13 protein-coding genes are annotated in these 12,162 nt (G+C 57.1%); 8 read left to right on the top strand and 5 right to left on the bottom strand.

Annotated features, from left to right (window positions below; translation table 11 throughout):
- The first annotated feature begins 410 nt into the window (after positions 1–410).
- From yeaG to IAE50_RS02135, 6 genes are all read left to right on the top strand, one after another.
- Positions 411–2,345 carry a protein kinase YeaG gene (gene yeaG, locus IAE50_RS02160; protein WP_042714617.1) on the top strand — a complete coding sequence of 645 codons (1,935 nt, stop codon included), beginning with the start codon at positions 411–413 and terminating at the stop codon, positions 2,343–2,345.
- 68 nt (positions 2,346–2,413) lie between these two features.
- Entirely contained in the window at positions 2,414–3,691 is a 1,278-nt protein-coding gene (locus IAE50_RS02155) for a YeaH/YhbH family protein (RefSeq protein WP_094420118.1), read from the top strand.
- A 211-nt stretch (positions 3,692–3,902) separates the two neighbouring features.
- Complete coding sequence (locus IAE50_RS02150; protein WP_200133187.1) at positions 3,903–5,447, top strand: methyl-accepting chemotaxis protein; 1,545 nt, start codon at positions 3,903–3,905, stop codon at positions 5,445–5,447.
- 250 nt (positions 5,448–5,697) lie between these two features.
- Positions 5,698–6,192: a MarR family winged helix-turn-helix transcriptional regulator gene (locus IAE50_RS02145; protein ID WP_042714625.1), complete on the top strand. Its 495-nt coding sequence runs from the start codon at positions 5,698–5,700 to the stop codon at positions 6,190–6,192.
- A 102-nt stretch (positions 6,193–6,294) separates the two neighbouring features.
- Complete coding sequence (locus IAE50_RS02140) at positions 6,295–6,498, top strand: hypothetical protein (protein WP_200133188.1); 204 nt, start codon at positions 6,295–6,297, stop codon at positions 6,496–6,498.
- A gap of 33 nt (positions 6,499–6,531) precedes the next feature.
- Entirely contained in the window at positions 6,532–7,269 is a 738-nt protein-coding gene (locus IAE50_RS02135) for an ankyrin repeat domain-containing protein (protein WP_200579448.1), read from the top strand.
- 53 nt (positions 7,270–7,322) lie between these two features.
- Here IAE50_RS02135 and IAE50_RS02130 read toward each other — a convergent pair whose 3' ends face one another.
- The gene (locus tag IAE50_RS02130; protein WP_200579447.1) at positions 7,323–7,649 is read right to left on the bottom strand and encodes a four-helix bundle copper-binding protein; all 327 of its coding nucleotides are present in this window, start codon (positions 7,647–7,649) and stop codon (positions 7,323–7,325) included.
- Between the two features lie 398 nt (positions 7,650–8,047).
- Between IAE50_RS02130 and IAE50_RS02125 the strand changes: the two genes are divergently transcribed.
- Positions 8,048–8,554, top strand: coding sequence for a YbaK/prolyl-tRNA synthetase associated domain-containing protein (locus IAE50_RS02125; RefSeq protein WP_200579446.1), 507 nt, complete (start codon positions 8,048–8,050; stop codon positions 8,552–8,554).
- A gap of 11 nt (positions 8,555–8,565) precedes the next feature.
- Positions 8,566–9,012: a DUF441 domain-containing protein gene (locus IAE50_RS02120; RefSeq protein WP_054802901.1), complete on the top strand. Its 447-nt coding sequence runs from the start codon at positions 8,566–8,568 to the stop codon at positions 9,010–9,012.
- Here the strand turns inward: IAE50_RS02120 and IAE50_RS02115 are convergent.
- From IAE50_RS02115 to IAE50_RS02100, 4 genes are read right to left on the bottom strand one after another with little or no spacing between them, the layout of a single operon-like run.
- On the bottom strand, positions 8,995–9,687 hold the full coding sequence (locus tag IAE50_RS02115) for an amino acid ABC transporter permease (RefSeq protein ID WP_200579445.1): 693 nt from the start codon (positions 9,685–9,687) through the stop codon (positions 8,995–8,997). The two genes, IAE50_RS02120 and IAE50_RS02115, sit on opposite strands and share 18 nt — an antisense overlap.
- Entirely contained in the window at positions 9,677–10,435 is a 759-nt protein-coding gene (locus IAE50_RS02110) for an amino acid ABC transporter permease (protein WP_128483100.1), read from the bottom strand. Before IAE50_RS02110 ends, IAE50_RS02115 begins: the two co-directional genes overlap by 11 nt.
- Entirely contained in the window at positions 10,435–11,256 is an 822-nt protein-coding gene (locus tag IAE50_RS02105) for an amino acid ABC transporter ATP-binding protein (RefSeq protein WP_232045001.1), read from the bottom strand. Before IAE50_RS02105 ends, IAE50_RS02110 begins: the two co-directional genes overlap by 1 nt.
- 2 nt (positions 11,257–11,258) lie before the next feature.
- A complete protein-coding gene (locus IAE50_RS02100) occupies positions 11,259–12,083 on the bottom strand; it encodes an ABC transporter substrate-binding protein (protein WP_200133194.1) in 825 nt (274 codons plus the stop codon).
- Positions 12,084–12,162: the final 79 nt, after the last annotated feature.

Genomic DNA, 12,162 nt, shown 5'->3' with positions numbered 1-12,162 from the left:
ATAATTGGCGGATGAAGTGTAGTCGCCCCGCGCACCCCGCCCAACTCTTTTTGTCTGAAGATTACAAAAAATTAACTTTCTACTCTGAAGCCGGGTTATGACGTTCCCATTACAGCGTTATGAAACAACGATGAAAGCGCTGGCTGCGGCTTATGACAAAAACAGGATTTTTAGGATGAGTTATTGATATGCCATTGAAATTGGTTTTGGGGCGCATGCAAGATTTGCAAAGCCTTCTACGCTTAGATTAAGAAGATGATTTACCTGATCCGCGCTCAGTTGTTGGCATGCAACCTGGCACAAGGGTTGCTCGGTGACTAAATGCGTCGTTCAGCTAACGCTTCCGGGAGCCTCCATTACTCATACGAACGGCTCTTAACCTGTGCTAAAAAACGAAAGGACGGCATGCCATGAATATATTCGATCACTATCGCCAGCGCTATGAAGCTGCCAAGGACGAAGAGTTCACACTGCAGGAGTTTCTTGCCATCTGTAAGCAAGATCGCAGTGCCTATGCTAACGCGGCAGAACGGCTATTGATGGCCATTGGTGAGCCCGTGATGGTTGACACCGCTCAGGAGCCACGGCTTTCCCGTCTTTTTTCGAACCGGGTTATCGGACGCTACCCGGCGTTTGAAGAGTTCTATGGTATGGAAGAAGCTATCGAGCAGATTGTCTCTTACCTCAAGCACGCCGCGCAGGGGCTTGAAGAGAAGAAACAGATCCTCTATCTGCTCGGCCCGGTCGGCGGCGGTAAATCCTCGCTGGCTGAACGCCTGAAATCCTTAATGCAGCGCGTGCCGATCTACGTGCTGAGCGCCAACGGCGAACGCAGCCCGGTCAACGACCATCCGCTCTGCCTGTTTAACCCGCAGGAAGATGCGCAGATCCTCGAAAAAGAGTACAGCGTGCCGCGACGCTATCTCGGCACCATTATGTCGCCGTGGGCGGCAAAACGGCTGCATGAGTTTGGCGGCGATATCAGTAAATTCCGCGTCGTTAAAGTGTGGCCGTCGATTCTGGAGCAGATCGCCATCGCCAAAACCGAACCGGGCGATGAGAATAACCAGGATATCTCCGCGCTGGTGGGTAAAGTCGACATCCGCAAACTGGAAAACCACGCGCAAAACGACCCGGACGCCTACGGTTACTCCGGCGCGCTCTGCCGCGCCAACCAAGGGGTGATGGAGTTCGTCGAGATGTTTAAAGCGCCGATCAAGGTGCTGCACCCGCTGCTGACCGCCACCCAGGAGGGGAACTACAACGGCACCGAGGGGATCTCCGCCCTGCCGTTTAACGGCATTATCCTTGCTCACTCCAACGAATCGGAGTGGGTGCAGTTCCGTAACAACAAAAACAACGAGGCCTTCCTCGACCGTGTTTACATCGTCAAGGTGCCTTACTGCCTGCGCATCTCGGAAGAGATGAAGATTTACGAAAAACTGCTTAATCACTCTGAGCTTTCCCACGCACCGTGCGCGCCGGGGACGCTGGAAACGCTGGCGCGCTTCTCTATCCTGTCGCGTCTGAAAGAGCCGGAAAACTCCAGCATCTACTCCAAAATGCGCGTCTATGACGGCGAGAGTTTGAAAGATACCGATCCGAAAGCGAAATCCTATCAGGAGTACCGTGATTACGCGGGTGTCGACGAAGGGATGAACGGCCTTTCAACGCGTTTTGCCTTTAAGATCCTCTCGCGGGTGTTCAACTTCGACCATGTGGAAGTGGCGGCCAACCCGGTGCACCTCTTCTATGTGCTGGAGCAGCAGATTGAGCGCGAGCAGTTCCCACAGGAGCAGGCCGAGCGCTATCTCGAGTTCCTCAAAGGCTACCTGATCCCGAAATACGCCGAGTTTATCGGGAAAGAGATCCAGACCGCCTATCTCGAATCCTACTCGGAGTATGGGCAGAACATTTTCGACCGTTATGTCACCTACGCCGATTTCTGGATTCAGGATCAGGAGTACCGCGATCCCGACACCGGACAGCTGTTTGACCGTGAGTCCCTTAATGCGGAACTGGAGAAGATTGAGAAACCGGCCGGGATCAGCAACCCGAAAGATTTCCGTAATGAGATCGTCAACTTCGTGCTGCGCGCCCGCGCCAATAATAGCGGCCGCAACCCGAACTGGACCAGTTACGAAAAACTGCGCACGGTTATTGAGAAGAAAATGTTCTCTAATACCGAAGAGCTGCTGCCGGTCATCTCCTTTAACGCCAAAACCTCGACCGACGAGCAGAAAAAACATGATGACTTTGTCGACCGCATGATGGAGAAAGGCTATACCCGCAAGCAGGTACGCCTGCTGTGCGAATGGTATCTGCGGGTTCGTAAATCCTCATAACAGCACCACCCCGGCCGCGCCCCGTGCGCGGTCTGTTGCAAAGTTGGCATACGCAGCGGGAGGGAACTATGACCTGGTTCATTGACCGGCGTCTGAACGGCAAAAACAAGAGCGCGGTGAACCGCCAGCGCTTCTTACGCCGTTACAAAGCGCAAATAAAGCAGTCCATTTCCGGGGCGATCAATAAACGATCGGTCACGGATGTCGAGAGCGGCGAGTCTGTCTCAATCCCGACGGAAGATATTAGCGAACCGATGTTCCACCAGGGACGCGGCGGCTTACGCCATCGCGTTCACCCGGGGAACGACCATTTTGTGCCCAACGATCGCATCGAACGTCCGCAGGGCGGCGGCGGTGGCGGAGGGAGCGGCCAGGGCGACGCCAGCCAGGATGGTGAAGGCCAGGATGAGTTTGTTTTCCAGATCTCGAAAGATGAGTATCTCGATCTGCTGTTTGAAGATCTTGCCCTGCCAAACCTGCAAAAAAACCAGCAGCGGCAGATGAATGAGTACAAAACGCACCGCGCCGGGTATACCGCCAACGGTGTACCGGCAAACATCAGCGTTGTGCGATCGCTGCAAAACTCCCTCGCCCGCCGTACGGCGATGACGGCCGGCAAGCGTCGCGAATTGCGCGAGCTGGAGAGCAATCTGGAGACCGTTGCCAAAAGCGAGCCAGCGCAACTGCTGGAGGAGGAGCGTCTGCGCAAAGAGATTGCCGAGCTACGGGCAAAAATCGAGCGCGTACCCTTTATCGACACCTTCGACTTACGCTACAAAAACTACGAAAAACGCCCGGAGCCCTCCAGCCAGGCGGTGATGTTCTGCCTGATGGATGTTTCCGGGTCGATGGATCAGGCCACCAAAGATATGGCCAAGCGCTTCTATATCCTGCTCTACCTCTTCCTAAGCCGGACCTATAAAAACGTTGAAGTGGTCTATATTCGCCACCACACGCAGGCGAAAGAGGTGGATGAACATGAGTTCTTCTACTCGCAGGAGACGGGCGGCACCATTGTCTCCAGCGCCCTGAAACTGATGGATGAAGTGGTGAAGGAGCGCTACGACCCGGGGCAGTGGAATATCTACGCTGCGCAGGCCTCCGATGGTGATAACTGGGCGGATGACTCACCGCTGTGTCATGAAATTCTGGCGAAGAAGATCCTGCCGGTGGTGCGTTACTACAGCTATATCGAGATCACCCGTCGGGCGCACCAGACGCTGTGGCGGGAATATGAACATCTGCAAACGATGTTTGATAATTTCGCTATCCAGCATATTCGTGACCAGGATGATATCTACCCGGTATTCCGCGAGCTGTTCCATAAGCAAAACGCCTCAAATTAACCGCTAAATCAGCCAGTTAAATGAAAATAACTGGCTGTTTTCCTGCCTGCTTACGCAATAACTTAGCTTTCTTAACCCTCCTCAAAATCTACAAAACCCGCAATTAACTAACGCGCGACACAATTGAACACATTTTGATTGATTTCAACCCTAATGGTTTCTCGTCTGCTTGCCGATAGTGCTCCACACCATAAATAGGATGAGAAAACTGATGAAAATTTCTACACGCCTGAGCGTTGGGTTTGGCTTGATTATTGTGTTATTTATCCTTTGTGCGGCAACCGCACTGCAGGGCTTGTGGCAAGCGCGCGACAGTATGAACGACACCGTTAACTCCAAAATGAAGCGCTACGATCTGGTGCTGGATATGCGGGGCAGCGCGCGCGATATGGCTATCGCCGTGCGTAACCTCGCCCTGCTGACAGACCCGGCTCAGATGCAGCCGGAGTGGAAGCGACTGAACGATCAGCGCGAACTCTTCATCCATAACCGTGAACTGCTGGAGCAGAGCATGGCGTCAAATGTTTCCGACGAAGGCAAAGCGGCGCTTTCACGCATTGTTGCCGCAGAGCCTGCGGCCCTGTCGACGCTGATGGAAGCGGGAAAACTGGGGCTGTCAAATCGCCAGGAGGAGACCACCACCTACCTGATGAACACCGCCCGCCCGGCGCAAAAAGCGCTGCTGGACGCCCTTAATGCCCTGACGGATGTGCAGATGAAGTTAAGCCGCGATACGCTCGCGGAGAACGGTGAAAATATCTCCCGTACGGCGATGATCCTGATGGGGCTGGCAGGGCTGTCGATCTTACTGGCAGTGGCAACCTGTATGATTACGGTGCGCGTGCTGATGCGCCAGCTCGGCGGCGAACCCGCCCAGGCGCAGACCCTTGCGGCAGCGATTGCCGGGGGCGATCTCAGCTCGCCTGTAGCACTGCGTCGCAACGATAGCAGCAGCCTGCTGGCTTCGCTTGCCGGTATGCAGGCCAATCTGCGCAGCCTGGTCTCTGATATCCGCGATGCCTCCGTCTCGGTGGCCTCGGCGGCCGATGAGATCTCGCAGGGCAACACCGAACTCTCATCCCGTACTGAGCAGCAGGCCGCGGCCCTGCAGGAGACGGCCGCCAGCATGGAGCAGTTGACCGCCACGGTAAAAAGCAATGCCGACGGCGCGCGCCAGACTGCTGACACTGCCCGCACCACCGCCACCCTTGCCCGCACCGGCGGTGAGGAGCTGGGGCGCATGTCGCAGACCATGAACGCCATCTCCCAGAGCGCGGTAAAAGTACGTGAGATCACAAGCGTAATCGAAGGCATCGCCTTCCAGACCAACATCCTGGCGCTGAACGCCGCGGTCGAAGCGGCCCGCGCAGGTGATCAGGGACGCGGCTTTGCCGTGGTCGCAGGGGAAGTGAGAACCCTGGCGCAGCGCAGTGCCAGTGCGGCACTGGATATCAAAACGCTGATCGAACAGGCGGTTGCCCAGGTGGAAGATGGCGTCGCTGAAGCCGCCGACACCGGTGACAACATCCTGAAGGTGGTTGGCATGGTCGGCGATCTGGCGGACGCCATGGATGATATCTCCCTCTCCTCTTCGGAGCAGATGCAGGGTATCAGCCAGGTCAGCCTGGCGGTCAGCCAGATGGACGGCGTGACGCAGAACAACGCCGCGCTGGTGGAGGAGTCCTCCAGCGCATCGCAGTCGCTCTCTGCTCAGGCGCATGCCCTGCGCGGCATGGTGGACACTTTCCGCCTCTAATCGGCCACAGCGCGCCGCCTGAAAAGAGCATAATGGCGGCGCGGTTTTGCCTCTGATTCATACACCAGCCTTAATTAGGTTGACGTCAACATAATTAGACTCAATACTTCGCTCTGACAACCGACGCGCAGGCCGTTTTTTCCTCTTCCCCTGCGCCTCTTTTAATCCGACGTGAACATGCCAGCCTCCCTGAATCCGTTGCCGCTATTCAGAGAGAGAATTCCATCTTTGCAACAGGCCCATATTGCTTATGTGTATCGACGCAAATAACGACAGCGATAAGAGTGATGACCTGCCGGCCCCGGGCAATGCGCCGGTGACCGTGGATCAATTTCTCTGCTTCGCGCTCTACTCCGCCTCGCTGGCGATGACCCGGCTTTACCAGTCACGGCTGAAACCGCTTGGGCTGACCTACCCGCAGTATCTGGTGCTGCTGGCGCTGTGGGAAAAAGATAACGTGACGGTGTCGGAAGTGGGCGCGCGCGTTCAGCTGGACTCCGGCACGCTAAGCCAGCTACTGAAAAGGCTTGAGGCCTCCGGTCTGGTCGCCAGAAAACGCGATACGCAAGGCGACGAGCGGCGGGTGCTGATCACCCTGACCGAACAGGGGCAGCAGTTAAAGATCGACGCCGCCGGCGTTCCCGCCGATATGATCTCGGTAATGGACACGCCGTTTGCAGAGTTATCTGACCTGGCAACCCGGGTTAGCGGGCTGCGTGAAAAACTTTTAAAAGCTCTGCCCTGACACATTTTTTTGTGCCTCAGGCGAGGCGACCAGTGGCTACGCACCATAAACACCGGCGCACAGATAAGCCACCAACTGGATTAGCATCCCGAGGAACAGAGCGTGACAATTTCCCACTCAGACGACAACGACGCCGTCCATGCCGCAATAGGCAACGCAGCACAAGCGGTGCTTCGCGCCGGGCGCACCCTAAACAAGGGTAATATTCTGGCGCACCTTATTGCCTGCGAAGGTGAAGCCGTCGGTGCCGCAAAGGCGGTTTATGTGCAGGCCGTCGCGCTGTTACAGCCCAAAAAGCACTCGTAGAGGATGTAAACCCCGCTCTACGGGGGAAACGACATGAAAAAATTACTCTCCACTCTCCTGCTCACTCTGCTGTGTACGCTGCTGCCCGGCTGTAAGAGCCTGAAAAAAATCGAGCCTGAAAAGCACTTTTCGGGCGCGCAGCTGGTGCTGGCAAAGGCGATTCAGGCTGGAGATCGCTACACCATCCTGCGTCTGGCAAAAAAGACGGACCTTAGCACGCCAGGAAATGAAGACCTGACGATCCTCTTTTTTGCCCTCAATGAGTCTTTTTATAATGGCAACCCGCCTGAGCGGTTGCAGATCGTCACGGATTTGGTGCGCCTGGGTGCAGACCCGTTGCAACCGCAGAAGGATAAATCCTGGAGCCCGGCAGAAATGGTGGCGATGGGCGATAAGGATATCTGGCTGAAAGCGATGCTTGACGGTGGGCTGGATGCTAACGCCCGCGAGAAGCGTTACGCTGAGCCGCTAATCTTCTCGACCATCAGAGCGAAAAACAACGCCACGCTGGCGCTGTTGCTCGCACGCGGTGCGGATGTAAACAGCCGTGACTCGCTGGGCAACACACTGCTGGCCGAGGCGTTTTATGGTGCCGAGTTCGACAAGATCGCGCTTCTGCTGGATAAGGGTGCTGACCCGGATCTGCGCAATCACCAGGGTGACTCCTTCAGGCAGATGGTCAGTGAACGTCTGGCGGAGATTAAAAAAGAGGGCGAGTTCTACCACAATCTATTCAAGGTGAACGAGAGGCTTAAAAGCCACGGGGCGTAGGGCGTGGCGCGTTGCTGACGCCACCCTCCCGTTCCATGTTGATCCGCGCTGGCTTAAGCGGTCATCTGCATACAGACTTCGGCACAGCGGCGACACTCTGCGGCGCACTGCTGGCAGTGTTCATGTTGATGTTTCGAGCACTCTTCGGCACAGGCGCGGCAGGCGTCAGCGCAAATGCGGCACACCTGCTTCGCTTGCTCGCTCTCAAGGCTTAATAGCTGCGCCGTCACCCGGCAGAGCGCCGCACACTCCATATCCGCTTTAATGCACGCTCTCATCATCTCAAGATGCGGCTCCTGCAGAGAGGAGACCGCACAGCGATCGCAGGCTTCAGCACATTGATAGCAGGCATCAATGCATGACTGATATACATTAGCCATAGTCACACTCCCGATGTGGATAAAGTGAATCTCTAAGTCTAGTTAAGCCACCCGAGATCGCCATTTTTGTCAGGGCTGCGCCTAAGATGGCGTAACATAAGCGAAATTTGCCGGTGATAGGCAGAAATAGACGTAAAAACGGGGTTTATTTACCCTCTTGCCGCCGCCAGCATGTGGCACATTATCGTCATTGAAGTTTGAGGCGCAGCGGGAGTCATCGCTGCGGCTGGTAATGTGAGCGAGTAAAGCCCACCAGGGCTTAGAACCGATTTTTCCGTACACACAAAGAATTGTTTGTAGTGCTTGTATTTTTTGGCCGCCCCCCGGGGCGGCATTTTTATTTTCAGCCCCCGTGATGTGCGGTAATGTAAGCCTCTTTACATTTTCCGGGAGCGAACATGTCTGAGATTGCCAGCCGCGATATCCACGCGCATCTACTCCAACTTCTTACTGAGCAACAGGCACGCTTTCGCGTGGTTGAGCATGATGCCGTCGGCAAATGTGAAGCGGTAAGTGAAATTCGCGGTACCGCCCTCGGCCAGGGTGCTAAAGCGCTGGTGTGTAAAATCAAAGGCAACGGCGTGAAAAAACATGTGCTGGCGATCCTTGGTGCCGACCTGCAGGCCGATCTCAGCCGCTTAGCACAACACTTTGGCGGCCTGAAAGCGTCGCTGGCAAGCCCGGCGGAGGTCGATGCCCTTACCGCCTGCGTTTTTGGTGCCATTCCCCCCTTCTCTTTTCACCCTGACCTTGACCTGGTTGCCGACCCGGTGCTGTTTCAGCGCTTCGATGAGATCGCCTTTAACGCCGGGCTGCTGGAAAAATCAGTGATCATGAATACCCACGACTATTTGCGCATCGCCCAGCCAGCGCTGGTCGATTTCAGGCGCGAGAGCGCAGAGTAAGGACGCTTTGCATGTTTGATACCACGCTGTTTATTCTGCTCGCCCTCGCCGCGCTCGGCTTTGTCAGCCATAACACCACCGTTGCGGTCTCGATTCTGGTGCTGATCATTGTGCGCGTCACACCGCTCAACACCTTCTTTCCCTGGATCGAAAAGCAGGGGCTGACGGTCGGCATTATCATTCTGACGATTGGCGTGATGGCACCAATTGCCAGCGGATCGCTGCCGCCCTCGACGCTGCTGCACTCCTTTGCCAACTGGAAATCGCTGGTGGCGATTGCCGTCGGGGTGTTTGTGTCATGGCTGGGCGGGCGCGGGGTTACGTTGATGAGTTCGCAGCCCTCGCTGGTTGCGGGGCTGCTGGTGGGAACGGTGTTAGGCGTGGCCCTGTTCCGGGGCGTACCGGTCGGGCCACTGATTGCCGCAGGCCTGGTATCGCTGCTAATTGGCCGGCAGTGAAAGCCGCCGCTGCCAGCGCTTCACGCCATACTCCAGCGCGCTGCACAGCAGGTAGTAGACCAGCCCGGTGAAGATAAACAGCGCCGCCGGATAGACCTGCACCCGGTTGTTCACCTGCCCGGCGACGGTGGTCAGCTCCGGGACGTTAACAATAAAGGCCAGCGAGGTGTCCTTCAGCAGCGCGATCACCAAGCCGATAAACGACGGCAGCGCGTTGCGTAGTGCCTGCGGCAGCAGCACGCGAAGCAGGATCTGTGCGCTGGAAAAACCGCTGCTCAGCGCCGCTTCATACTGCCCGCGCGGCAGTGCGCCGAGTGCCGCCAGCGTCGAGTACATCACCGAGGCCGAGGTAAACCACGCCAGCGCCAGCGTGACCGTTACCGCGCCGGGCAGATCCGCTCCGGTTATCCACGGCAGTAAAAACCAGAGCCAGAAGATAACGAAGATCAGCGGGATACCGCGAATCAGCTCCGCCCACAGAAACAGCACCTTGCGCGGCCAGCCGCGAAAACGCCAGGCGCAGCACGCCAGCAGAATGCCGCCGGGAAATGCCAGCGCCGCCGCGCCTATAGTCATTAACAGCGACAGCAGCACGCCGCCCGGCTCACGCTGAGCGGCTCTGCCCCACAGCAGGTAGTCGAGGTTATCGGTAATGACGGTGATATTAGCGATCACGCGGCACCTCCGTGGCGTGGCGCAGTGAGCGCCAGTGGCGCGGCAGGTTAAACAGCACGCTCATCAGCAGACCAAGCAGCAGATAGAGCGCGCTGCCCACGGCAAACGCCTCCAGCGCGTGGGCGTTGAAGCTCTCAATCTGCCGCGTCTGGTAAGTGAGTTCGCCCAGCCCAATCCCGGTCGCCAGCGAGGAGAGTTTCATCAGGTTGAGATACTGCCCCACCACCGGCTGCCAGGCATTCTGTAGCCCCTGCGGCAACAACACCCAACGAAAGATCGCAAGCTGGCTGAAGCCCTGCGACTGCGCCGCTTCCACCTGACCGCGCGGCACAGCGAGCAGCCCGGCCTGGATCTCCTCCACCAGAAAAGCGGCGGTAAAGAGCCCAAGCGCCCAGGCAGAGGAGAGAAACTCCGGTGTAAACCACCAGACATCGCCCGGCAGAATGCTAAAGGCGTGTTCGTCGTTTACATACTGGCGAACCGCCAGCGGCAAAACGTTCCATGCGGCGAAATACCAGAACAGCAGCTGCACCAGCAGCGGTGTGTTACGAAACAGCGACACCCATGCCGCCACCGCGCCGCGTCCCACGCGGCCACCTGCCAGGCGCAGCGCCAGCAGCAGCACGGTAAGCAGGGTGGCGAGGATCATACCCACCAGCGTGACCCACACGGTAGTGAGAAAACCGGAGAGGATCCACGCTGCGGGCTGGCCGCTGAGCACGCCCGCCCAGTCAAGATGCAGTGCCATTACAACTCCTTGTTATCGGCATGCAGCGGGTTAAGCACCTTTTGCAGAAAACGCTGCGCGCGCGGATGCTGCGGCGCGGTAAAGAAGTTGGCGGGCGCGGCCTGCTCAAGAATTTCGCCGCCGTCGATAAAAATCACCCGGTCGGCGATTTCGCGCGCAAACTGCATCTCGTGTGTAACCACAATCAGGGTGATGCCGCTGTGCGCCAGCGATCTCATCACCTGCAACACTTCGCCAATCATCTCTGGATCGAGCGCCGAGGTCGGCTCATCAAACAGGATAATGTGCGGGTCGGCCGCCAGGGTGCGCGCAATCGCCACCCGCTGCTGTTGACCGCCGGAGAGCTGCGCCGGGTAATGCTGCGCTTTCTCCTGCAGGCCAACGCGCGCCAGCAGCGCGAGCGCAATCTGCTGCGCCTCGGCAGCGCTTTTGCCGTGAATGTGGCGCAGCGCGAGGGTGATATTCTCAAGCGCGGTGAGGTGGGCGTAGAGGTTGAACTGCTGGAAAACGAAGCCAACATGGCGGCGCAACTCACGCAACTTACGCCCGGTGAGCTGGCTGGTGGGCTGACCATCAACAAAAATCTCGCCGCTGGAGAGGTTTTCGAGCTGGTTAATCAGGCGGATCAGCGTCGATTTCCCGGAGCCGGAAGGGCCGCATACCGCCACCACTTCTCCCGCCGCAACCTGTAAATCAATCGCTTTCAGCACCACGTTGTCGCCAAAGCGTTTGCTCGCCTGGCGAAACACTACCGTGCCTTTTTGCACGGGCAACGCCCCTGCGGCATCTGCCGCAGAGGAAGAGAAGAGACCTGCCAACATCGTTATTTCGCTTCTATGGTAAAGCTACGCGGAGCCGGAGTTTTCGTTTGCGGGCCAAACCAGGTGTCATAAATTTTCGCTGCTTCACCGCTCTTTTCGAGGTTCACCAGCTCTTCGTTAACTTTGTTCAGCAGGGCGCTCTCCCCTTTGCTGACGCCGACACCAATCTCCTCTTTCGACAGCAGATCGGGCAGGATCTTAAACTTCGCTTTGTCCGGCGCGCCCGCCAGCAGCCCCGCCAGAATGGTGCTGTCCTGGGTGATCGCCTGCACGTTGCCGTTACGCAGTGCGGTCAACGCCAGCGGGATATCGTCATAGGCCAGCACGCGGGATTGCGGGAAGCGCTGATGCAGCGCCTGCTCGCCGGTGGTGCCTTTTACCGCCCCGATGCGCGCTTTGCTGTAGGCATCAAGCTTGTCTGGTGAAGAGGCCGGAACGAGGAACTGCTGGCCGGTGACAAAGTAAGGGGTAGAGAAATCAATCACCTGCGCCCGCTCCGGGGTAATGGTGATATCCGCAACAATCAGGTCGACCTTGCCGGATTGCAGCAGCGGAATACGGTTCGCCGGGTTGGTGGCAACCAGTTGCAGCTTAACGCCGAGGCTTTTCGCCAGCGCTTTTGCAAAATCGACGTCGTAGCCAACAATATCGTGGGTTTTAGGGTCGATCGCGCCAAAGGGCGGGTTAGCGTCAAAAGTGGCGACTTTAACGACGCCTGCGGCTTTAATATCTGCCAGCTTGTCTGCCTGCGCGGAGAAGGAGAGCGCCGAAAGCAGCGCCAGCGCGCTGAGCGCAACGATGTTTTTTGTGTGTAATGAAGTTGCCATGCTAATCCTTATGCCCGGTTATTGTGTTATTGCCGCGTTAAAGTCACATAAGGTTTTTCATCACACAAATATCAAAAAG

Source organism: Kosakonia sp. S42, assembly GCF_016624785.1.
Taxonomy (GTDB): Bacteria; Pseudomonadota; Gammaproteobacteria; order Enterobacterales; family Enterobacteriaceae; genus Kosakonia; species Kosakonia cowanii.
The sequence above is the reverse complement of the archived record's forward strand: the minus strand, read 5'-3'. Positions and strand labels throughout refer to the sequence as shown.